22 protein-coding genes are annotated in these 24765 nt (G+C 30.7%); 20 read left to right on the forward strand and 2 right to left on the reverse strand.

What is annotated here, in order from left to right:
* Window positions 1-11 precede the first annotated feature (11 nt).
* The gene (locus H8S10_RS02720) at window positions 12-908 is read left to right on the forward strand and encodes an RluA family pseudouridine synthase (RefSeq protein WP_186837864.1); all 897 of its coding nucleotides are present in this window, start codon (window positions 12-14) and stop codon (window positions 906-908) included.
* A gap of 212 nt (window positions 909-1120) precedes the next feature.
* On the opposite strand, the gene H8S10_RS02725 is transcribed toward H8S10_RS02720, so the two are convergent.
* Window positions 1121-2404 carry a D-alanyl-D-alanine carboxypeptidase family protein gene (locus tag H8S10_RS02725; RefSeq protein ID WP_186837865.1) on the reverse strand — a complete coding sequence of 428 codons (1284 nt, stop codon included), beginning with the start codon at window positions 2402-2404 and terminating at the stop codon, window positions 1121-1123.
* 156 nt (window positions 2405-2560) lie between these two features.
* On the opposite strand from H8S10_RS02725, the gene H8S10_RS02730 reads away from it, so the two are divergent.
* The 14 genes from H8S10_RS02730 to H8S10_RS02795 all read left to right on the forward strand — a co-directional run bounded on the left by H8S10_RS02730 (window position 2561) and on the right by H8S10_RS02795 (window position 17575).
* Window positions 2561-3199: a helix-hairpin-helix domain-containing protein gene (locus H8S10_RS02730; protein ID WP_186837866.1), complete on the forward strand. Its 639-nt coding sequence runs from the start codon at window positions 2561-2563 to the stop codon at window positions 3197-3199.
* Between the two features lie 157 nt (window positions 3200-3356).
* Entirely contained in the window at window positions 3357-4019 is a 663-nt protein-coding gene (locus H8S10_RS02735) for a hypothetical protein (protein ID WP_186837867.1), read from the forward strand.
* A 42-nt stretch (window positions 4020-4061) separates the two neighbouring features.
* Entirely contained in the window at window positions 4062-4418 is a 357-nt protein-coding gene (locus tag H8S10_RS02740; RefSeq protein ID WP_186837868.1) for a hypothetical protein, read from the forward strand.
* Between the two features lie 104 nt (window positions 4419-4522).
* Complete coding sequence (rlmD, locus tag H8S10_RS02745; RefSeq protein WP_186837869.1) at window positions 4523-5890, forward strand: 23S rRNA (uracil(1939)-C(5))-methyltransferase RlmD; 1368 nt, start codon at window positions 4523-4525, stop codon at window positions 5888-5890.
* Between the two features lie 414 nt (window positions 5891-6304).
* On the forward strand, window positions 6305-6919 hold the full coding sequence (locus H8S10_RS02750; RefSeq protein WP_186837870.1) for a helix-turn-helix transcriptional regulator: 615 nt from the start codon (window positions 6305-6307) through the stop codon (window positions 6917-6919).
* Window positions 6920-7076: 157 nt separating this feature from the next.
* Window positions 7077-7991 carry an ATP-binding cassette domain-containing protein gene (locus H8S10_RS02755; RefSeq protein ID WP_186837871.1) on the forward strand — a complete coding sequence of 305 codons (915 nt, stop codon included), beginning with the start codon at window positions 7077-7079 and terminating at the stop codon, window positions 7989-7991.
* Window positions 7984-8733 (forward strand): ABC transporter permease, encoded by a 750-nt coding sequence (locus H8S10_RS02760; RefSeq protein ID WP_186837872.1) that lies wholly within the window; start codon window positions 7984-7986, stop codon window positions 8731-8733. The genes H8S10_RS02755 and H8S10_RS02760 overlap by 8 nt, the downstream gene beginning before the upstream one ends.
* A gap of 140 nt (window positions 8734-8873) precedes the next feature.
* Window positions 8874-10514 carry an ABC transporter substrate-binding protein gene (locus H8S10_RS02765; RefSeq protein WP_186837873.1) on the forward strand — a complete coding sequence of 547 codons (1641 nt, stop codon included), beginning with the start codon at window positions 8874-8876 and terminating at the stop codon, window positions 10512-10514.
* Window positions 10507-11490 carry an ABC transporter permease gene (locus H8S10_RS02770; protein WP_186837874.1) on the forward strand — a complete coding sequence of 328 codons (984 nt, stop codon included), beginning with the start codon at window positions 10507-10509 and terminating at the stop codon, window positions 11488-11490. The genes H8S10_RS02765 and H8S10_RS02770 overlap by 8 nt, the downstream gene beginning before the upstream one ends.
* The gene (locus H8S10_RS02775) at window positions 11483-12349 is read left to right on the forward strand and encodes an ABC transporter permease (RefSeq protein ID WP_186837875.1); all 867 of its coding nucleotides are present in this window, start codon (window positions 11483-11485) and stop codon (window positions 12347-12349) included. The genes H8S10_RS02770 and H8S10_RS02775 overlap by 8 nt, the downstream gene beginning before the upstream one ends.
* Window positions 12350-12425: 76 nt before the next feature.
* Window positions 12426-13367, forward strand: a complete 942-nt coding sequence (locus H8S10_RS02780) for an ABC transporter ATP-binding protein (RefSeq protein ID WP_186837876.1) — start codon at window positions 12426-12428, stop codon at window positions 13365-13367.
* Window positions 13357-13986 (forward strand): ATP-binding cassette domain-containing protein, encoded by a 630-nt coding sequence (locus H8S10_RS02785; protein ID WP_186837877.1) that lies wholly within the window; start codon window positions 13357-13359, stop codon window positions 13984-13986. The genes H8S10_RS02780 and H8S10_RS02785 overlap by 11 nt, the downstream gene beginning before the upstream one ends.
* Before the next feature lie 261 nt (window positions 13987-14247).
* The gene (locus tag H8S10_RS02790) at window positions 14248-16773 is read left to right on the forward strand and encodes a glycyl radical protein (RefSeq protein WP_186837878.1); all 2526 of its coding nucleotides are present in this window, start codon (window positions 14248-14250) and stop codon (window positions 16771-16773) included.
* A 16-nt stretch (window positions 16774-16789) separates the two neighbouring features.
* Entirely contained in the window at window positions 16790-17575 is a 786-nt protein-coding gene (locus H8S10_RS02795) for a glycyl-radical enzyme activating protein (protein WP_186837879.1), read from the forward strand.
* A gap of 147 nt (window positions 17576-17722) precedes the next feature.
* Here the strand turns inward: H8S10_RS02795 and H8S10_RS02800 are convergent, their stop codons facing one another.
* Window positions 17723-18433, reverse strand: coding sequence for a DUF434 domain-containing protein (locus H8S10_RS02800; protein WP_207731824.1), 711 nt, complete (start codon window positions 18431-18433; stop codon window positions 17723-17725).
* Between the two features lie 431 nt (window positions 18434-18864).
* Here H8S10_RS02800 and H8S10_RS02805 point away from each other — a divergent pair, with 431 nt between their 5' ends.
* From H8S10_RS02805 to H8S10_RS02825, 5 genes are all read left to right on the forward strand, one after another.
* On the forward strand, window positions 18865-20547 hold the full coding sequence (locus H8S10_RS02805; protein WP_055268023.1) for a peptide ABC transporter substrate-binding protein: 1683 nt from the start codon (window positions 18865-18867) through the stop codon (window positions 20545-20547).
* Between the two features lie 69 nt (window positions 20548-20616).
* Entirely contained in the window at window positions 20617-21558 is a 942-nt protein-coding gene (locus H8S10_RS02810) for an ABC transporter permease (protein WP_186837880.1), read from the forward strand.
* A complete protein-coding gene (opp3C, locus tag H8S10_RS02815) occupies window positions 21551-22618 on the forward strand; it encodes an oligopeptide ABC transporter permease (protein ID WP_055268027.1) in 1068 nt (355 codons plus the stop codon). Before H8S10_RS02810 ends, opp3C begins: the two co-directional genes overlap by 8 nt.
* Before the next feature lie 13 nt (window positions 22619-22631).
* A complete protein-coding gene (locus H8S10_RS02820; protein WP_186837881.1) occupies window positions 22632-23729 on the forward strand; it encodes an ABC transporter ATP-binding protein in 1098 nt (365 codons plus the stop codon).
* Window positions 23698-24627: an ATP-binding cassette domain-containing protein gene (locus H8S10_RS02825; protein ID WP_055268031.1), complete on the forward strand. Its 930-nt coding sequence runs from the start codon at window positions 23698-23700 to the stop codon at window positions 24625-24627. The genes H8S10_RS02820 and H8S10_RS02825 overlap by 32 nt, the downstream gene beginning before the upstream one ends.
* The last annotated feature ends 138 nt before the right edge of the window (window positions 24628-24765 follow it).

Genomic DNA, 24765 nt, shown 5'->3' on the forward strand with positions numbered 1-24765 from the left:
TGGAGGTAATAATGAGTACTTTAGAGAGAGTTGTGCATAAAGAATTTGAGGGAATGAAGATAAGAGAGTTCCTTAAATTTCACATGGGATTATCTTCAAGACTTATAAGAGGTGCATCTATAGATAAAAGAATCTTTGTTAATGATGTTCCTGTAAAAATGAATTATGTACTAAAAGATAACGATAAAATACTTATAAATTTAGCTAAAAAGGAAAGTCAAAATATTGAACCTGAAAAGATAGATTTAGATATTGTATATGAGGATAAAGATATAATAGTTATAAATAAAAGACCAAATATGGTTGTTCATCCTACTAAAAGATATCAATCAGGTACCTTGGCTAATGGATTATTATATTATTTTAAGGAAACAGGCCAAGATTGTATTGTAAGACTTGTAAGCCGTCTTGATATGGATACATCAGGGCTTATAATAGTTGCTAAGAATCAATATGCACATATGGAATTATCAAAAGAGATGCAAGAGAATAATGTAGAAAAGAGGTATTTAGCTGTTGTGCATGGTCATCTTGAAAAAGAAGAAGGTACTATAGATTTACCTATTTATAGACCAGAAGAAGAAGGGGCTATAAGAAGAGTTATAGATGAAAGAGGACAAAGAAGTATAACTCATTATAAGGTAGTTGAAAGATTAAAAGATGCTGACGTTGTTGAATGTTTATTAGAAACAGGAAGAACTCACCAGATAAGAGTGCATTTAAAGGCACTTGGTCATCCTATATACGGAGATACATTATACGGATATGAAGATGATGATAAATATATGAAAAGACAGGCATTACATGCTTATGGCTTAGATTTTAAATCACCAAGAACTAAAGAAGAACTTTCACTAAGAGCAAACTTGCCTGAGGATATTGATAATTTATTAAAAGTTTTGAGATAAGAATTTTTAAATAGTATAGGTTTCTATAATACATGAAAAGTTTTTATAATCAAAAGCGAGATAATTATTATAAATTAAATATTTAATATACTACTCATAAAAAATGCCTTAGATAGACCCAATATCTATCTAAGGCATTTTTATTAATATATTTTTTATCTTTTATAATTTAAATATTTATATTAGATTAAATCTAAATAGTACTTATAATTTTAAATATCTAAGTTATATTTCTTTCTTATAAAATCTCTTCTTTTATTAAGTTTTCTTTTACGAATATATATATAGATACATAATGAAAGAATTAATATTAAAATTATAGATATTATTATTTTGTTTGAAGCATATTTGTTAATTGTATTTTCTATTTTAATCTTAGTTGTATATTCTCTATCTAAACCACTTAAAAGTTCTAAAGTAGTATATTTCTCTCCATTAACAATAAGTGTTGCATCGAATAGTACATCACCTTTTTTTATTGAACTTTCAGAGTAATCTTTATCTGCATAATTAAAAGCAGTTGTAATATCTTGTTCTTCATTAGCTGATAGAGTATAGTATATATCTTTATTAGTTAATAGCGGAATAGAAGTATTATCACTAATCTGATATTCACCAACAATATCTCCCTTATTAAATAGCTTAACTGAGTTAAAGTTATCAAATCCCCAATTAAATAATTGTCCAACGCTTGTATATTGAGTATCTTTATTATAAGCATTTAAGAATGAAGCTACTAATACCTCATCATCCTTAACTGCTGTAGCTACATATGTATGATTAGCTTCTGGTGTCCATCCAGTTTTACCACAATATAAATTTTCGTAATACCACTGAGACCAGTCTACGTAACAGTTATTTCTATTTGTAGCCCATTTTTCAGTACCATCTGAATATGGGTGATTAACATATTGATATGAAATAATTCTTGATATTCTATTAAAATCATCAAAATTTAATGCAAATTTCATAATCTTAGCCATATCGTTTGCAGTTGTAAGATGACCTTCTTCATGCAAACCACTTGGATTTTTAAATACAGAATTAGTGCATCCTAACTCTTTTGCTCTTTCAGTCATAAGTTTCCCAAATTCAGCATTTGAGCCAGAAACGAATTCAGCAAGAGCTTCAGCACAGTCATTAGCAGATTCTAATAACATAGCTATTAATAACTCTTCAATAGTATAAACTTCCCCTTCTCTTATACCGATTGCAGATCCGTCAACTAGAGGTGGATTTGTACCTATAGTAACTTTGTCATCTAAATTAGTATTTTCTAATACTACTATGGCAGTCATAACTTTAGTGATTGATGCAGGTTCATATTGAACATCGGCATTTTGAGAGTATAGTATTTCCCCTGATTTTCCATCCATTAAAACAACACCTTGTGCTTCTAAAAGTGGCACAGCATGTACATTTTCAATTGTAATATTTGTAAAAAATAGAGTACAAATAAACAATAATAGTAGGAACCTTGTTAAAGTTTTTTTCATATAGTTCTCCCCACGTATCAATTATTTTACAGAATTATTTTAACAAAAATGAAAAATTTATTCTACAGTAAATTATGTTTTGCTATGTAAAAGTTTAAATTAGATAAATATGTTAATAATATTAGATATTATTTCTTTATAAGGAGAAATTAGTATATGGACAAATTTAAAGATAAAAAAGTAATTGCAACAATAATAGTATTAACAATTTTATTTATTTCATCAATTATTCTTTATGGTAAAAATAATAACAAAGTATTTTCGGATAAATATATGCAAAATATATTTGTTGATAGTGATGAACAAATTAGCGATAATTCAATAAGTAATATGGAAACTTTAGTGACTAATGAAGAAAAGTTAGATGTTCCAATGATATTTGTTGAAATTAAAGGAGAGGTATTAATCCCAGATGTTTATGAATTGCAAGAAGGAAGTATAGTTAAGGATTTAATAGAAAAAGCAGGTGGATTAACTAGTGAGGCTAATATAACAAATATAAATAGAGCTAAGAAAATTCAAAATCATGAACTTGTAATAATATCAAACATAAATGATGAAAATAATAATACGGTTTTCAATGAAGTTATTATAGAATCAAATGGTTTAATAAATATTAATCTGGCAGATATAAATGAACTAAAGAAAATCACGGGTATCGGAGATGTAAAAGCTCAAAGTATAATAGAATATAGAGAGAAGAATGGTGGATTTAAATCTGTTGATGAAATTAAAAATGTAGATGGAATAGGTGAAAAGACATTCGAGAAGATAAAAGAAAAGATAACTTTATAAAAATATTAAAAAATGATATAAAAATATCAAAATAAAAGTGAAATTACAGTGAAAATCGTAGGAAAACCTTTCAATAAGTCGTATAAAATGATATAATTAATTAAATTTAGGAAAAAATAATGTTAATATAAATAGAATATCGTAGGGGGTATTAATTGTGATAAAAAGAACAGTTGCTATAGGATTAAGCACAGTACTTATATTAGGAATGATAGGGTGTTCTAATAATAAAGAGAATGCTAATAATGATGTTACAAATATAAAAGTTGAAGCTAGAGAGGCACTTCCAGGAGAATGGTCACAAGACCTTACTAGAGAAGAAGTTGCTGAATTAAATAAAGAAATATTATCAAGAGTAGAAGAAACAGCTACTTTTTATGGATTAGATTATGAGATAACAGAAGAAGTAAAAGAAGATACAAACGGATTATCTATAAATGATAATCATATAAATATAGATATTGAAGATCCAGAACCAAACAGAATAGAAAGTATGTACTATGGATTTAAGCAATATGGTACAGATTTAGCATCTGGTGAACTTGTAATGAAAATTTCATCAATATTAGATAAAAAAGCTATTGAAGAAGAAGGAACATTTGACTTTGGAGCAACTTCTTTTTCTACGTTCTCTGAAGCATTCACAGGAGTGACTGGAAGAGATTATAGTGAGCTAAATCAACAAATCTACGACATGATAACAGGAAATAATAATGTAACTACAATAGAAAATAATTTAGATGGAGTAAGAGAGACAATATCAATAACTGATGATTTCTTATTATATACTTTACAAACTAAGGAGTATCAGTTTAAATAGGGGAATGATTTTTGTCTTATCTTAATATTGGAGGAGTAAGATTTGGAAAAAGATCAAGAAAATTTAGTTGAAAAAGAACTAGAGCAAATCCTAACTGAAGAAGAAGTTGAAAATGTTGCAGAAGAAGAAGTATATGAAGAGGTAGTAACAGTTAAAGGAAAGTTTTCACATTACTTTAAAGTTATTCTAGCAGGATGTTTAGACCAAATATTAGCAGTAGGAATAGCGTTGATTCTTTTCGTTGTATTTGATTTAATATTAGGAGTACTAGGTTATAAAATAGCTATGAGAGATGAAGTGTTTCTTATAGTATTTATAATTAGTAATGTATTATACTATCCAATATCACAAGAGATATTACAAGGAAAAACAGTAGGGAAAAAAATAGTATTGAGATAAGTTATTTTATAAGTCTTTGATTTATTACGAAGAACTTACACCACCGAAATTTATTAGGTGGTTTTTCCTTTGTTAAACAAAAAATAAATTTTTAGGAGTGTACTATGAGAAGAGGAAGCCAAGTAACAGTAAAGATTGATAATATTGAATTTCCATCAATGGGAGTTGGGGAACTAGAGGGGAAAAAGATTTATGTGAAAGGGGCTTTCCCTGGTCAAGTAATTAAGGGAACTATAAAGAAAAATAGAGAAAACTATGCTGAAGCAAAGCTTGTAGAAGTTTTAGAAAAAGCAGAATATGAAATACCAGCACCATGTCCACATTTTGGAGTTTGTGGTGGGTGTAGCTCACAAAATTTAACTTATGATAAACAATTAGATTTATTAAGCCATGAAATATGCGAGCTTTTTGATTCAAAGGATTTACCAATGGGAATGTACCTTGGAGTAAAAGGTAGCGAAAATCATTGGGAGTATAGAAATAAGATGGAATTTACCTTTGGAGATATGGAAAAAGGTGGAGAGCTTACTTTAGGTATGCATATGAAAGGTAAATCTTTCGGTGTATTAACAGTAGACCACTGTATGATAATTGATGAAGATTTCAGAAAAGTGCTTACAGCTACAGTAGAATATTTTAGAAAACAAAACCTACCATACTATAGAGTAATGAAGAGAGAAGGGTATTTAAGACATCTTGTAATTAGAAAAGCAACTAATACAGGTGAGCTAATGGTTAACTTAGTTACAACTACTCAAATAGATTTTGATTTAACAGAGTATACAGAATTACTTAAGTCTTTAGAATATAAGGGTGAATTAGTTTCTGTATTACATACTGAGAATAATTCATTATCTGATGCAGTTATACCAGAAAAGGTTAATGTGCTATTTGGAAGAGATTATATAGTAGAAAACTTATTAGGACTTAAGTTTAAGATATCTCCATTCTCATTCTTCCAAACTAATTCTAAAGGAGCAGAAAGCCTTTATAGCTTAGTAAGAGAATTTATGGGAGATGGAGAAAATAAAGTTGTATTTGACCTTTATTGTGGAACAGGAACTATAGGTCAAATAGCTGCACCAAACGCTAAAAAGGTTATAGGGCTTGAACTTATAGAAGAAGCTGTTGAAGCTGCAAAAGAAAATGCAAAGCTTAATGGACTTGATAACTGTGAATTTATAGCAGGAGACGTTGCAGAGACAATTAAAAAGGTTAAAGTAAAACCAGATATAATAATATTAGACCCACCAAGAAGTGGAGTTTCACCAAAGGCTTTAGATTACGTAATTAAGTTTAACGCACCAGAAATAATCTACGTTTCATGTAATCCAAAGACTATGGTCGAGAACTTAGATGTATTACTAGAACATGGCTATACTGTAGAAAAGAGTACAGTAAAAGATATGTTCCCAAATACACCTCATGCTGAGACGGTTGTTAGACTTACAAGGAGAGCAACGACGAAGTAAGTCTTTTACAACCGTCCATGCAAGGACTGTCCAAGAAGTGGAGTGTAAGCGAACACTGATTGGAGACAGTCTACTGCTGAGACAGTAGTTAGGCTTACGAAGAGACATTAAATTCTTAATGAAATCGAACGATAGTGAAGATTGAGTTTAGAATTTAAGTCCGCATTTCGTAACGTAGTGGAGAAATAGAGTGCTGAAAAAGCTTTGTTTTAAATAATTTGAGTATTTTAATGATTTTGGTTAAAAAATTATGTATCAAGGTACCCTGTAAAAAAATATCTAACAAGGGTACCTTGATAGTTTAGACTACAAAATAGATGTCGTTTTTTTAGACTATAGAATAAATGTTATATTAAAATTAGGAAAATTTTAAATAAGATTTATTAGCTTATTACAAGGGAAGGAGATTTATTTTTGGAGTTTAATGAAAAGCTACAACAGCTTAGAAAACAGAGAAATTTAACACAGGAACAACTTGCAGAGCAATTATATGTATCGAGAACAGCAGTTTCAAAATGGGAAAGTGGAAAAGGCTACCCAAATATTGAATCGCTAAAAAGTATATCTAAACTATTTTCCATTTCGATTGATGAATTGTTGTCTGGCGAAGAACTAATCAATATTGCGGAAACAGAAAATAGTTCTAATATGGATAAGATTTACAACATCCTTGGTGCAGTACTGGATTTGATGGCGATTGTATTTATTATTTTGCCTCTATATGGAAAACGAGTAGGAGATTATATCTATTCCGTTAACCTGATATCATTTACAGACTCTACACCAATAAATCTTGCAATCTATTGGATTATTTTTATTGCTTTGATTAGTATTGGTATTGCTAAACTTATATTCATCCGACTTGATAGAGAGTTATGGTGCAACTACATCACAAAATGTTCTGTAGTATTAGGAGTTGTGGCAACCTGCTTTTTTGCTATGGCAAGAGAACCATATGTGACAACATTTCTATTTTTGATTTTTATAACGAAAATATTTGTATTGTTTAAGCAGAGTAAAATAAAGTGAAAAAACAGCATAAACCTTTGAAAATAGGCTCTGACACGAAAAGTGTCAGGGCCTATTTTCTATTGTGACGATAGGTTTCTTGGTTTTTATGATATAAGGTCAGATAATAAAATTGTGGTCAACACAACATACAAAATAACAGAGAGGACAGATATATATGAATATCATTGAAACAGAAAATCTTACTAAACAATATGGAACAACTACCGTTGTTGATAATATTAATCTTCATGTGCCAAAAGGCAAAATCTACGGCTTACTTGGCAGAAACGGAGCAGGAAAAACAACCGCAATGAAGATGATGTTACAGCTTGTTTATCCGACAGGAGGAGCAATTCGATTATTCGGTACAGATTATAAGGAACATACTCATAGTCTTTACGGAAAAATAGGTTCTATTATTGAAACACCAGGTTTTTATAGTAATTTGACAGGATATGAAAATTTGAAAATTATTGCTAAATTGCGAGGACAACTTAGTAAAGATTCGGTACAAGAGGCACTTCGAGTTGTTGGGTTAGAAAAGGAAACAAGGAAAGTGTTTGCTGATTATTCATTAGGTATGAAACAGCGACTTGGTATTGCAGCAGCAATTATGCATGAACCGGAACTACTGATACTTGATGAACCCATAAATGGACTTGACCCTATTGGTATTTCTGAAATTCGCTCGTTCCTGTCTGAGCTAAGTCATAGCAAAGGGACTACTATTTTAATTTCAAGTCATGTTTTAAATGAGATTGAACAGATTGCGGATATTATCGGTGTCATGCACGAAGGTCGCTTGATAGAAGAAGTTAACATGGCAGAGCTTCACAAGCGTAATCGTAGATATATTGAATTTGATTTGTCTAATGTGGAAATAGCCGCAAAAATATTAGAAAATCACTATCAGATTAAAGACTACTCCATACAAGGTAATACAATAAAAATTTATGATTTTACTCATAACTCAGGGGAAATCAATAAAGCTTTCGTAGAGAATGGTTTGTTGGTAACAAAGATAAATACAAACGAGGAAAACCTAGAGAATTATTTTTCAGGATTGATTGGAGGTGGCAGCATTGCTTAATATTATTTACTGCGAATTATTAAAGTTAAAGCATTCAAAAATGGTGCTTATAAGTATTTTAGGTGTTATGTCTACGCCATTTATGATGTTTATAGAATCATTGCAAACTCACTTTGAACATCCAGAGCGTGTTTTCACACTGGCTAACGTTTATGATAACAGTTTGCTGTATATGATGCTTTTAACCAATATGATGATATATGTGGTAATAACTGCCTACTTATTCAGTCGTGAATATACAGAAAATACATTAAAAACTATACTGCCAATACCGATTTCAAGAACAAAGCTACTGCTTGGCAAGTTTTGTACTCTGTTACTTTGGATTGTTATGCTTACCTTTGTAACAGGGGCAGGTATACTCATTTTATCTGGAATATATCATGCTGTTTTCAGTATGGATGGATATAACTTAGTTATTGCTATCGAATGGTTATTGAAATTTTTACTTGGCAGTATGCTAATGTTTTTAACGGTTTCCCCCTTTGCTTATATAGCTCAAAAAACCAAGGGATTTGTTGCACCTGTGATTGCTTCAGCTGTTATCGTTATGGGTAGTGCAGCACTTACTAATCAAGATTTTGGAGCATTATACCCATGGACAGCTACATTTTTTCTAATAGAGGGTAAAATACAAAGTACAGGCTATCCAATTTTTCTATCAATAGCAATCATTGCTTTTGTATCTATAGCTGGATTTTTATTAACATTTAAACACTTCAAAAAAGAGGATTTGAAATAGTGATACTTGATTTTATTGAATATAATTTTTAATTTAAATAAATGTAAAAAACAACCCCCCACCAAGCTTGTGGTAAAAAAATACAAATGATAAAATTTCAGTAATGTAGCAATTTAAAACATGTTATAGGGGGAATTTAATTGAGAAAAAGGAGTATTGCGTTATCTTTAATTTTTGCAATGAGTTTAATGTTTGTAGGGTGTAACAATGCAAGTGAAGGAGCAAGTAAAAATACAGATGATAATACAGAAGTAGTAGTTAATACTGAAGCTAAAGATAGTATATCTGCATATGTTGGAACTAATATATTTGAAGGAAGTTTAGACCCAATTAAGGGAGCAATGAGCTATGGATATTCTTTTACTAATTGTGCATTAACAAGGGTTAATTCAGGGTCAGAATATGAAGGAGATTTAGCTACTGATTGGCAAATAAGTGATGACTCTTTAGTTTATACATTCAATTTAAGAGAAGGAGTTAAATTCCATGATGGTTCAGATTTTACAGCAGAGGATGTAGTTTTTACTTATGAAACTGTTAAAGAGAATCAAGGAAATAATGAAAATGTAGATCTTTCAAGATTGGAATCAGTAACTGCTTTAGATGATTATACAGTTGAATTTAAATTATCAGAAAGTTACTCTCCATTCTTTGATTCGGTAGCTTTATTAGGTATTGTTCCAAGTGATGCTTATGATAGTGAAACATTTGATAAGTATCCAATTGGTACAGGAGCATGGAAAGTTATTCAATATGATACAGACCAACAAATAATAGTTCAGGCAAATGAAGATTACTATGAAGGAGCACCAGAAATTAAGCAAGTAACTTTTGTAAAGATGGATAATGAAGCTGCATTTTCAAATGCAAAATCAGGTCAATTAGATATAGTTATGGTAGCACCAAATTATGCGCTTGAAGAAATAGATGGAATGCATATAGAAAATCTTGAAACAATGGATGTTCGTAATATAAGTTTGCCATGTATACCAGAGCAAGTAGTTAAGAATCCTGATGGGAATGAAGTAACAGTAGGGAATAATGTTACTTCTGATGTTGCAGTTCGTAAAGCTTTAAGTATAGGGATAGATAGAGAATCAATAATAAATAATGCTTTAAATGGTATAGGAAAACCAGCTACTGGGTTCACTACTAATTTAACTTGGGGAAATCCTTTAGTTTATGAAGATAATCAAAGGGAAGAAGCAAAAAAACTTTTAGAAGATGCTGGATGGGTTGATTCAGATGGAGATGGAATTAGAGAAAAAGACGGAGTAAAATGTGAATTTGATGTATATTCACCATCTAATGACCAACAACGTTACTTATTAGCAGTTGCAGTGTCTGAAGATGCAAAGGAATTAGGTATATCTATAAATGCAAAACAAGGAACATGGGATGAACTTACTGCAAAGGCTAATACAGCTGGAATAGTATGGGGATGGGGACAATATAGTCCAACAGTATTAAAATCATTACTTTATTCAGAGTTATTCTTAGTTGGTGCTTATGACAATACAGTTGGATATTCTAATAAAGAGGTAGATAAATTAATAGATGAAGCAATAGATTCTAATAATCAAGAAGATGCAATTAAAAAGTGGAAAGAAGTACAAGCTGTTTCAGCAGAAGACTATCCTTATTTATATATAGTAAATATTGAGCATAGTTATTTTGTTAATGATTCTATTGATATTTCAGTAGATACTCAAATAGCTCATCCTCATGGTCATGGTTCACCAATTATTTGTAATATGAAGGATTGGAGGATTAATGAATAGATTAAAGTATATAGGTTCAACATTTTTAAGGATGATATCACTTTTAATTGCAGTTAGTATTATAGCGTTTATTTTAGTTACATCATCTCCAATAGACCCATTAACATCATATGTAGGAACAGAATCTACACTTTCAAAAGAGGCAAAAGATGAAATAGCAGAACACTGGGGGTTAAATGACCCTCCAGTGGAAAGATTTATAACATGGGGAAAAAATGTATTGCAAGGTGATTTAGGAACATCAATAACATTTAAACAACCTGTTAGTACAGTAATTTTAGAAAGATTCCAATATTCAATAGTGCTAATGATGGTAGCTTGGATATTTTCTGGTGTTTTAGGATTTATAATTGGAATTCTAGCTGGTGTATATAAAGGTAGTATTTTTGATAAGGTTATAAAAGTTTTTTGTCTTATTCTTCAATCAGCACCAACCTTTTGGATTGGCTTATTAGTTTTAAGTTTATTTGCAGTTAAGTTAGGTTGGTTTCCTATAGGATTAGCAGCACCAATGGGAAAATTAGCGTCAGATGTAACCATTGGGGATAGAATATATCATCTTATATTACCAGCTTTCACATTAAGTGTTTTAAGTATAGGAAAAATAACATTATTTACACGACAAAAATTAATAGAAATATTAAATAGTGATTTTATACTTTTTGCAAAAGCAAGAGGTGAAAGTACTATTCAATTAATTATTAGGCATGGAGTAAGGAATATAGCATTGCCAGCAATTACAGAACAGTTTTCATCTTTTAGCGAACTTTTTGGAGGAATGGCATTAGCAGAGACAGTATTTTCTTACCCAGGATTAGGTACGGCAACAACAGCTGCTGGACTAAATGGAGATGTTCCACTATTACTTGGGATTGCAATATTTAGTGCTATATTTGTATTTGCAGGTAATTTAATTGCGAATATATTATATGGAATTTTAGACCCAAGGTTAAAAGAGGAGGGATATCATGCTTAAAAACCCTTCAGTTAATTTAGGGGAAAAAAGAATACAAATATTTTCTAATAGAAGAAAAAGGATAGTATTTTATATAACTATTTCAGTGATTTACTTAGTAACAATTTTGATTGTAGGGTTAATGATGAATCCAGATAAATATGCTGTAGATTACTCTGCAAAATTTATTAGCCCTTCTTTAGGACATCTATTTGGTACAGATTTTATGGGAAGAGATATGTTTTGGAGATGTATTAAGGGATTATCTAATAGTATATTAATTGGTATTTTTGCATCTGTAGTAAGCTCATTTATCGCACTTTTATTTGGCGTTTCATCTGCAATTATAGGTGGATGGTATGATAGATTTATTAACTGGTGTGTAGATCTTTGCATGGGAATTCCCCATCTTATTTTATTAATATTAATATCATTTATGCTTGGAAGAGGAGCTGTAGGAGTTACTGTAGCTGTTTCATTAACTCATTGGACAGGATTGACTAGACTTGTTAGAGCTGAGGTATTACAGGTTCGCTCTGCACAATATGTACAAGCAGCTTATAAGATGGGAAAAAGTAAATTTCAAGTAGCAATAAGTCATATTATACCTCATGTTCTTCCAGTATATTTAATTGGAGTTGTTCTATTATTTCCACATGCTATTATGCATGAAGCATCTATAACATTTTTAGGGTTTGGGCTTCCAGCTGAAGTTCCAGCAATTGGTGTAATATTATCAGAAGCTATGAAACATATTGCAACAGGAAAGTGGTGGCTTGCATTATTCCCAGGGCTTATGTTATTGAGTGTTGTATTACTATTTGATGTAATTGGCGAAAATCTTAAACAATTAATAAATCCGAATAGTGGTAATGAATAATTTTCAAAATTGATAATTAAGAGATGGTGGTAATATTCTTAATTATGATAAATATTAGTTTAATAAGGAGGAAGGTATGAGGAATAATGCAAAGAGTGTATATGATGAATTTGCATTAGAAGTAAATAATTTATCAGTAGCTTTTAATATGTATGATAAAGGTTTAAATAAAAATGATTTAGAAGTTATTCATGAATTAAGTATAAATGTAAAAAAAGGCGAAATAGTAGCAGTTGTAGGGTCAAGCGGTTCTGGAAAAAGTCTTCTTGCCCATGCAATAATGGGGATACTTCCAGGCAATTCAAATATAAAAGGTGATATAAAGTTTTACGGAGAAAATTTAACAGAAAAAAGATTAAAAAAGCTTAGAGGAAAAGATATATCTTTTATACCACAATCCGTAGAATTTTTAGATCCATTAATGAAGATTGGAAAGCAAGTTATCGGAATTAATGGAAGTGAAAAAAAACGAAAAGAAATATTTAAAAAATATGATTTAGAAGATAATGTTGAAGACAAATACCCATTTCAACTATCGGGGGGAATGGCTAGGAGAGTATTAATAGCAACAGCTGTAATGAATGATGCAAAGTTAATTATAGCAGATGAACCAACTCCAGGTTTAAATATAGAACTAGCGATGGATACTTTGAAGCATTTCAGAGATATCGCAGATAATGGATGTGGTATTCTTTTAATTACTCATGATGTGGATTTAGCATTAAATGTAGCTGATAGAATAGCTGTCTTTTATTCAGGAACAATAGTTGAAATAGCAAAAGTAGATGATTTTATAAAAGGGAAAGATGCATTGAGACATCCATATAGCAAGGCATTCATAGATGCTTTACCACAAAATAAGTTTAAATCTATACCAGGATTTCAACCGTATGCAGGAAATTTACCAACAGGGTGTCTATTTGGAGATAGATGCCATATGAGAACTGAAGAATGCAATAAAAATATTGAAATGAGAAAATTAAGAGGTGGAGAGGTGAGATGTATTAATGCTACTTGAAGTTAAAAATGTAAGTTATCGTTACAATAAAAGTTCTCCTTGGATACTTGAAGATGTTAGCTTTACTATAGATTCAAAAGAAAGAGTTGCATTAGTTGGTCCATCAGGATATGGAAAAAGTACCTTAGCTAAAATAATATCTGGATATATAAAGCCAGAAAAAGGTGAAGTCTTATGGGATGGTAAGGCACTTCCCCAAAATATATATTGCCCAATTCAAATGATTTATCAACATCCTGAAAAGTCAGTTAATCCAAGATGGAAAATGGCAAAAATATTAAATGAAGCATGGGAAGTTGATAACAATATTTTGCAAGAAATGGGTATAGAAAAGTCTTGGTTTAATAGATGGCCAAATGAATTGTCCGGTGGAGAGCTACAAAGATTTTGTATAGCAAGAGTTTTAGGGCCAGAAACAAAATTTTTAGTTTGTGATGAGATAAGTACTATGCTTGATGTTATAACTCAAGCTCAAATATGGAATTTTCTTTTAAAAATCTCGCAAGAGAATGAATTGGGGATGCTTGTAGTTACACATAACATTGAATTAGCTAATAGAGTGTGTGATAGAATTATAGAATTACCTAAATTAAATAAAAAAGAAGAAATAGCAGTATAAGAACAAAGAGGAGTATAAAAAATTATTTTAAAATATTAACTATGGTAGAATTAAATGCAAAAAATAATATAGATAAATAAAAATCTCGCAGAAATGTGAGGTTTTTATTTTTGTTACACCCAAAAAGATACAACACAAACAAAGATAAAACAACAATAATTAGTGTAAAAATATTGAAAAAATTCTAAAAAAGAGTATATTAATATGTATAGGTATAAAATGAAATTAAAGAAAAGGGTAATATACAAATGGGAGGATAACATGAGTCAAAGTATTTATGAAATCAATAAAAGTCCAAGAATACAAAAACTTGTAGATAAGTTATTCGAGAAATTGCCAGAGATAGAATCAGATAGAGCTGTACTTTTAACAGAATCCTATAAAGAAACTGAAGGCCAACCTATAATAGTTAGAAGAGCCAAGGCATTTTCTCATATATTAAAAAATATTCCTATAATTATTCGTGAAAATGAATTAATTGTAGGAAGTGCTACTAAAGCTCCGAGAAGCTGTCAGGTGTTCCCTGAGTTTTCTTATGAATGGTTAGAAAAAGAATTTGACACTGTTGAGACTAGAAGTGCAGATCCTTTTTACATATCTGAAGATAATAAAGAGATATTAAGAGAAGTTTATAAGTATTGGAAAGGTAAGACTACTAGTGAATTAGCAACATCATATATGGCTGATGAAACTATAAGAGCAATGGAACATAACATATTTACTCCAGGAAATTATTATTACAATGGAGTTGGACATGTTACGGTAAAGTATGAAAAGGTTTTAGAGGTAGGATATGAAGGAATTATAAAAGAGGTAAAAGAGGAACTTTCTAAATGTAATGTGGCAGATGAAGATTATGCTAAGAGAAGTCATTTCTTAAAGTCTGTTATAGAAAGTTGTGAAGCAGTAATAGACTATGCTAATCGTTATGCTGAATTAGCTCTTAATATGGCTAAAGAATGTAAAGATAATAATAGAAAAGCAGAGCTATTACAAATAGCATCAAACTGTGCAAGAGTTCCAGCAAAAGGAGCAAGAAGTTTTTATGAAGCATGCCAATCTTTTTGGTTTGTGCAAATGTTACTTCAAGTAGAGTCTAGTGGACATTCTATATCTCCAGGTAGATTTGACCAATATATGTATCCATATTATAAGGCAGATTTAGATGCAGGAAAAATAACTAAAGAGTTTGCCCAAGAATTAATGGATTGTATATGGGTAAAATTAAATGATTTAAATAAAGTAAGAGATGCTGGTTCAGCAGAAGGTTTTGCAGGTTATGGTTTATTCCAAAACTTGATAGTTGGAGGGCAAGATGCAGGAGGTATTGATGTAACTAATGATTTATCTTTTATGGCAATTGAAGCATCAATGCACGTAATGCTACCTCAACCATCATTATCAGTTAGAGTATGGAATGGAAGTCCTCATGAATTATTAATAAAAGCAGCTAAATTAACTCGTACAGGAATTGGATTACCTGCATATTACAATGATGAAGTTATAATTCCATCATTACTTAATCGTGGACTTACTTTAGCAGATGCTAGAGAATATAACATAATAGGTTGTGTTGAGCCTCAAAAGGCTGGAAAGACAGATGGATGGCATGATGCGGCGTTCTTTAATATGTGTAGACCATTAGAGTTAGTATTTAGTAATGGTTATGATAAAGGAGAGCTTGTTGGAGTTGAAACTGGTGATGTAACTAAGATGAATACATTTGAAGAGTTTTATGATGCTTATAAAAAGCAAATGAAATATTGTATAGAATTATTAGTTAATGCGGATAACTCTATAGATATGGCACATATGGAAAGGTGTCCATTACCTTATTTATCATCAATGGTTGATGATTGTATAAGTAGAGGAAAGAGCGTTCAAGAAGGTGGAGCAATATATAACTTTACAGGACCACAAGGGTTTGGTATTGCAAATATGGCAGACTCTTTATATGCAATTAAAAAATTAGTTTTTGATGAAAAGAAGGTAACATTAGCTGAGTATAAGGATGCACTTGAAAATAATTATGGACGAGGTATATCTTTAGAAAGAGTTGAAGAGCTAACAAGAGAAGTTATTAAGGAATTAGAGAATGATGGACATGCTATAAATGCAGAGGTAGTTGCACAAGTATCAGCTACAATTGCATTAGATAGTTTAGATAATTCTAAGAAAGCTAAATATGATAAATTACTAGAAATGATTGAAGCTGTTCCTAAGTTCGGAAATGATATTAAGGAAGTAGACCAATTTGCTAGAGATGTAGCTTATGTATATACTAAACCTTTAGAAAATTATAAAAATCCAAGAGGAGGTCAATACCAAGCTGGACTTTATCCAGTTTCAGCTAATGTACCTCTAGGAGCACAAACAGGTGCAACTCCAGATGGAAGATTAGCTTATACCCCAGTGGCAGATGGTGTATCACCTTCAGCTGGTAAAGATGTTAATGGCCCTACAGCAGCAGCTAATTCTGTAGCTAGACTTGACCATGGAATAGCATCTAATGGAACGTTATTTAATCAAAAATTCCATCCATCAGTTTTAGCTGGAAGAACAGGCCTTGAGGCTTTTGTTAACTTTATTAGAGGGTATTTTGACCAAAAGGGAAGTCATATTCAATTTAATGTAGTAAGTAGAGAAACATTAATTGAAGCTCAAAAATATCCAGAAAAATATAAGACTTTAGTAGTTCGTGTTGCTGGATATAGTGCATTATTTACGTCACTATCTAGGTCATTACAAGATGACATAATTAACCGTACAGAACAAAGAGGTTTCTAGAAGGGTGAGATATAATATGAGTAATTTAGATGTAAAGGGAAGAATTTTTGATATACAAAAGTTCTCAATACATGATGGTCCAGGAATTAGAACAATAGTATTTTTAAAGGGATGTATTTTAAGGTGCCAATGGTGCTGTAATCCAGAATCTCAAAGATTTGATATTGAGAATATGATTGTAGCTGGAAAGAATAAGATTATAGGACAGGATGTAACTGTAAGAGAGGTATTAGAAAAAATAAAGCAAGATAGAGCATATTATAAACGTTCTGGTGGAGGGATAACTTTATCAGGAGGAGAGTGTATGTGTCAGCCTGAATTTGCAAAAGCTTTACTTCACGAGTGTAATGAGATTGGAATTTCTACTGCAATAGAAACCACAGCAGCAGTAGATTCTGATATAGTAAAATATATAATTTCAGAAGTTGATACTGTTCTGATGGATATTAAGCATACTAATTCAGAAAAGCATAAGAAGTTTACTGGAAGAGATAATAAGGTTATTTTAGAAAATGCTAAAATAATTGCAGAGTCAGACTCTGATTTAATTATAAGAGTTCCTGTAATTCCAACATTCAATCATACTAAGGAAGAAATAAGAGATATTGCAAGATTTGCAAAAACATTAAAAGGAGTAACTAGATTACACCTACTTCCTTATCATCGAATGGGTCAAGATAAGTACACAGGATTAGATAGAAATTATATACTTGACGGAGTAGAAACCTTAAGTAGTGACTATATGGATATGCTTTTAGAAGTAGTATTAAACGAAGGTCTTAAAGGACAAATTGGAGGATAGGCTCTAGTTAATAAATTAAAAGTTAAAATATAAAGTCAGCATAGAGATATGAGATTATATTTATGTAATCATATCAATAATGCTGACTTATTTGTTTAAATTAAAATAGTAAAAATATATTTAATAATTAAGATATAGTTATAGAAATCATGTTAAAGAAATTATATTTGCATCTTGTATATACTTATCTATTATTGTTTTGCTCAAGTTAAAATGGCTGATACATTTATCAAGAATAGTAGCATCGCTTGTAACTACGTTATTTAATTTTTCTAAAATAACGTCAGCGTTATTTACTAATTCTACACTTGTATTAAGATTATATTTTTCAGCATATTCAAAAATTTTAATTTTAAGATTTCCTGAATTAGACACAGGAGAATCTAAATATATATTAATGCTTTCAATATTTATAGACTTTAAGAAATTAAATATATAGTCTAAGGTTATATCAGTTTTATCAATAAGTTTATAAGTGCCTCTAAGGCCAGCTAAATCTCTTACTAATCCATCATCACCTATTATTAAGGTCCCTCCGGATAATGCAACTTCTAAATTAATTATTAAATTAAATCCATCTATATTAAGAGATTGTCCTTTTATATCATTAATACTAATTTCTTTAGATTTTCTCAGTAGTTCATTTGCAGAACTACAAGTAGCACGCTTTAAAGCATCTCTTTGCCTAGTAGAAAATTGATATCTACTTCCAACAAAGTTTATTATAGATTCAAGTTTATAATCTCTATTAAGTAGCCACTTTATTTCTTCGTGAGCTTTTCGTAGTCTAATAAGTTCTTTTTCAGAAAACCATCTTTTATCATTTAAATCAAAACCTCTTTTTGATATTTTATTCAAATCAAATTCACCAACTTACAATAATTAATTATATAGTTGTAGTGTATACATAAAACTGATTAAGAATGTAAAAATATCAATATTCAAAATAGAAAGTAAGAAATAATATAAAGATAATAATATCAGTATTCATTAAAATATTGTAGAATAATATATCAGTTATTTAAAGGATTTATAAAGTTTTAGGATTAATTTACGAAAATTATACAAATGTGTCTTGGAAAACGTTTGTATTAAAAGTATTAAGTAAATTATTAAAAAAATAATGTAATACGAAAATCATTGATAGATTAAAAAAAACTAATGGAAATTATTGACAAATATTAAATAAACTCATTATAATAATATATAATAAACAACGGGGTTAAGACTTAAACAAAAGACTATAACCTCGTTTTGTTTTTTATAAAAATTAATAAGGGGGCAAAAGGATGAAAAAGATTAAACAATTATTATCCTTGGTACTTGTTTCTGCATTGTCATTGGGGCTGATATCATGTGGAAATAGTAGTACATCATCAGGCGGAACTTCATCTGGAGATTCTAATCAATCAGCATCTACAGATGGAGCTGCTAGCCAAAGTAGTGATAGTTTAAAGGTTCATATCGATGTTGAAGTAGCATCAATGGACCCACAAATTGCAACAGATGGAACTTCATTTGAAGTTTTAGCTGCAGTAACTGAAGGGTTATTCTCTGTAGATGAAGCAGGGTCACCTATTAAGGCGTTAGCAGACACTGTTGAAAAGAGTGAAGATGGATTAAAGTATACAATTACTTTAAAAGACGCAAAATGGACAAATGGAACCCCTGTAACTGCAAATGATTTTGTATTTGCATGGAAGCGTCTTGTAGATCCTAATGTTGCAAGTGAATATGCATTTATAGTAGGAATTGCAGGTATAAAAAATGCTGATGCAATTGCATCTGGGGAAATGGATTTAGACGAATTAGGAGTTGTGGCTAAAGATGATAAGACTTTAGAAATTGAATTGGATACCCCAGTTCCATTCTTTGAAAGCTTAATGTCTTTCCCTTCATTTTTACCAGTAAATGAAGAGTTCTTTAATCAATGTGGTGATAGTTTTGCAACAAGTCCAGATACTATTCTTTGTAATGGACCATTTAAAGTTACTTCATATGAACCAGCAGCAACAACAATAGAGTTAGTTAAAAATGAAGATTATTGGGATGCTGATGCAGTTAGTCTTTCTGGTATTAAATATCAAGTAATTAAGGATGCACAACAAACTATGCTTGCTTACCAAAACGGAGATTTAGATGTAGCTACACTTTCTGGTGAACAAGTAGAGCAATTCCAAGGAGACTCTGAGTTTAACAACATAATGGCTGGATACCTTTGGTATATATCTCCTAACCAAACTGTCGCTGGATTAGAAAATGAAAATTTAAGAAAAGCATTAGCTATGTCTTTTGATAAAGATGCGATAGTAAATAATATATTAAAAGATGGTTCTATAGTAGCAGATTTTGCAGTACCAACATTATTAGCAACAGGACCAGATGGTAAGGACTTTAGAGACGGAACTCCTACTTATCTTTCTTGTGATAAAGTAAAAGCTTTAGAATATTTTGAAAAGGCTAAAGAAGAATTAGGTAAAGATTCATTTACTTATACAATGATAGTTGAAGATACAGAATCAGCTCAAAATGTAGCACAATTTATTCAAGCAGAAATTCAAACTACACTTCCAGGTGTTACTATAAATCTTGAAGTTATGCCTAAGAAGAACAGAGTTGAAAGAATGCAAGAAGGTACATTTGAATTAGGATTAACTAGATGGGGACCTGACTATGCAGACCCAATGACTTACTTAGATATGTGGACTACAGATAGTGCTAACAACTATGGTTTCTGGTCAAATCCAGATTATGATGCAGTAATTCAATCAGCTAAAAAAGGTGAATTAGCATTAGATGTTGAAAAGAGATGGGAAGCACTTAAAGAAGCTGAAGCTGTAGTAATGGATGAAGCAGTTATATTCCCAGTTTACCAAAAAGGTAATGCTGTAATGATTAAGAGTAATGTTTCAGGAATTGAGTTCCACTCAGTAGGTATTAATAGAGTATTTAAGAATGCTACTAAAAATTAAGATGTATTAACAAATGTTACAGTGGTCTAAGTTTAGCCACTGTAATATTGTTTAAAGGAGGCAAACACGATGAAAAAATATTTGTTTAAGAGAATATGTATCGCGGTGTTAACTCTATTAGCCATCCTTTTAGTATTATTTTTAATGCTAGAATTTATGCCAGGCTCTCCATTTAATGATGAAAAATTAACAGCAGATCAAATAGCTATATTAAATGCGAAATATGGATTAGATCAGCCTATATATATAAGATTTTTCAATTATGTGAAGAACATGATTACTGGTGACTTTGGAGTTTCATACACAATAGCTAAAAATACACCTATATCAACTTTACTTAAAACAAGATTGCCTATTTCTCTAAAAATAGGAGGACAAGCAGTTCTTTTAGGAACTATAGTAGGATTGATTTTAGGTATAACAGAAGCACTAAATCATAATAAAATTTGGGATACAATAACAACAATAATCTCAGTTTTAGGTGTTAGCTTACCATCATATGTATTTGCTTTAGCACTTTCATATTCTTTAGGATTTAAATTAAAATGGTTTCCACTTCTTTATTCTACCGGAACACCATTTAAATCTTCTATATTACCGACAATTGCTTTATGTATGTTTACAGTAGCTACAATAGCTAGATTTACAAGGACAGAGATGCTAGAGGTAATAGATTCAGATTATATACTTTTAGCTGAAAGTAAGGGGATAAAAGGAGCAAAATTAATAGTTAGACATGAATTAAGAAATGCATTAATTCCAATAATAACAGTTTTAGCACCACTTGTTGTAGGTCTTATGACAGGTAGTTTAGTTATAGAGAAGATATTTTCTATTCCTGGAATAGGAAGCCTTTTAGTTACAGCTATACAATCAAATGATTATAACGTAATTATGGCTTTAGCATTTATTTATAGTGCAATGTATATAGGAATAATGCTTATAGTTGATATATTATACGGAGTAATTGACCCAAGAATAAGATTAGCAAAGGAGGATAACCATGAGTAATGTAGTTGCAAGAGATATAGAATTAGATTTTTTAGACGATGATTTTGAATTAGTTGGTTCAGAAAATGTAGCTACTATTGATACTACCTATGCTAGTCAACCTTATTGGAAAGATGTATTGAGTAGATTTGTTAAAAATAAAGGTGCAATAATCGGATTAATATGTATAGTTTTAATAATATTTATGGCTGTAATTGGAGTTGGATTAAATGAACATACTTATGACTCTCAAATAATAGCTCATCAAAATTTAGCACCAAGAATTCCAGGGTTAGAGAAGTTGGGGATATTTGATGGTAGTGAAAAGATGACAACATCATCAGGGGTAGTAGAAGTTAATAAATATGTATCAGCAAATGGTAGTGTTACAGGACTTGAAGATACTTATTACTGGTTTGGAACTGATGTTTTAGGTAGAGATATATTTACTAGGACATGGATGGGAACAAGGATATCTTTATATATAGCATTAGTTGCAGTTTTAATAGATATGCTTTTTGGTCTAAGCTATGGACTTATTTCAGGTTATTTTGGTGGAGCTATTGATAATGCAATGCAAAGATTTGCTGAAATATTAAATGGGATACCTAATCTTGTAATAGTTACTTTGCTTATAATTGTACTGAAGCCTGGACTTTTAACAATTACATTTTCTCTTATGATTACGGGATGGATTGGTATGAGTCGTATAGCTAGAGCACAAGTTTTAAAATTAAAAGAACAGGAATTTATATTAGCATCAAGAACTTTAGGAGCAAGAAATTTCTTTATAATTTTTAAAGAGATATTACCTAATATTTTTGGTCAAATAATTACAAATACAATGTTCTCAATTCCAAATGCAATATTTACAGAAGCATTTTTGGCATTTATAGGACTTGGAGTTCCAGCACCTATGGCATCTTTAGGTTCACTTATAAGTGAAGCATTTAAGTCATTTACAACACATCCTTATATGATAATACCACCAGTAGTAGTTTTAGCACTATTAATGCTTAGCTTTAATATGCTAGCAGATGGACTTCGTGATGCTTTCGACCCTAAGATGAAGGAAATGTAGGAGGTGGATGTAGATGAGAGAAAAAGTATTAGAAATTAGAGATTTATCCATATCTTTTACAACATCACAAGGTAAGGTAAATGCAATTAGAGGAGTAGAGCTTGATTTATATAGAGGTGAAACATTAGCTATAGTAGGTGAAAGTGGTAGTGGTAAGTCAGTTACAATGAAATCTGTTATGGGCATATTAAGCAATAATGGAGAAATAAATTCTGGTACTGTTAATTTTACTTATTATAGGGATGATGAAAAGATAGATGTAGATTTATTAAAACTATCTAAAAAAGAAATGAGAGATAGAATTAATGGGAAGAGGGTAGCGATGATATTCCAAGACCCTATGACATCTCTAAACCCTACGATGACAATCGGAAAACAAATAATGGAGGGAATGATTTATCACTATAAAAAGTCTAAGAAGGAAGCTTATGATAGAGCTGTAGAGCTATTAAAGCTTGTTGGGATAAATGATGCTGAAAAGCGTATGAAAAACTATCCTCATCAGCTTTCAGGAGGAATGAGACAAAGAGTTGTTATAGCTATAGCACTTGCTTGTAACCCAGACCTTTTAATATGTGATGAGCCAACGACAGCTTTAGACGTTACTATTCAAGCTAAAATATTAGAGCTTATAAAAGACATTCAAAGAAAGATGAATCTATCAGTAATATATATAACTCATGATTTAGGAGTTGTGGCAAAGGTTGCAGATTATGTAGCAGTAATGTATGCAGGTAAAATAGTTGAAAAAGGTAAGGTAGATGAAATATTTTATGAGCCAAAGCACCCATACACTTGGGGACTTTTATCAGCAATGCCGGATTTAGATACAGATGACAATAAGCTGTACACAATACCAGGAAGTCCACCGAATCTTTTAATGCCTGTTAAAGGTGATGCCTTTGCACCAAGAAATATGTATGCATTAAAAATAGACTATAGATTAGAGCCTCCTATGTTTAAAGTTTCAGACACTCATTATGCAGCAACTTGGTTGCTTCACGAAAAAGCACCAAAAATAGATATGCCAGAAGAGCTTAAGTTAAAGATAGATAGAATGTTAAAGGAGGCGGACCTGTATGGAAGAGAAGAAGCCTTTGCTAAAGGTTGAAAATTTAAAGCAGTATTTTAAAGTAAATAAAAAGTTTATGGTAAGAGCTGTTAATGGAGTTTCCTTTAATATTTATCAAGGAGAGACTTATGGACTTGTTGGTGAATCAGGAAGTGGTAAGTCTACTATTGGAAGGTCTATTATTCGTTTATATAATCCTACAGGAGGAAAGATAACTTTTGATGGAGTTGATGTAACAGGAAAACTCTCTAAAAAAGAAGAAAAGCATCTTAGGACAAATATGCAGATGATTTTCCAAGACCCTATGGCATGTTTAAACCCTCGTAAGAAGGTTTTAGATATAATAGCTCAAGGTCTAGACATTCATGGATTATGTAAAGATAAAAAAGAAAGAGAAGAAAAAGTATATAAAATATTAGAAAAAGTAGGATTATCAAGAGAGCACGCAAGTAGATATCCACATCAATTTTCAGGAGGACAAAGACAGCGTATAGGAATAGCAAGAGCTCTTATTATGAATCCAAAACTTATAATTGCAGATGAAGCTATAAGTGCATTAGATGTATCAATTCAAGCTCAAGTTGTAAACCTAATGAAGGATATACAAGAAGAAACAAATATAGCATTTTTATTTATAGCTCATGATTTATCAATGGTTAAATATATCTCCGATAGAATTGGTGTTTTACATTTAGGAAATCTATTAGAAACAGGAACTACAGAAGAGATATTTTCAAATCCAATACATCCATATACAAAATCTTTAATATCAGCTATTCCACATCCTAATCCTATAGTAGAAAAAGTGAGAATAGCAGAAGAGTATTGTTATGAGACTAGTGGAATAGATTATAGTAAAGGTAAAGAACAACATGTAGGAGGAACTCATTACGTTCTTGCTACCGATGAAGAATTTAAAAGTTGGGTAAGTAATTGAAGATAGTTTTGTTTTATTATGCTAACAGATACCTCCTTAATAATATATAGCTACCTCAAAACAGTTAAACAATAGTTATTTTAATAAAAATTTTATTGTTAAAATTGTTTTAAGGTAGCATTTTTTTTAGAAATTTTT

The sequence above is a fragment of the Clostridium sp. NSJ-49 genome (assembly GCF_014287725.1).
Lineage (GTDB): Bacteria > Bacillota > Clostridia > Clostridiales > Clostridiaceae > Clostridium > Clostridium disporicum_B.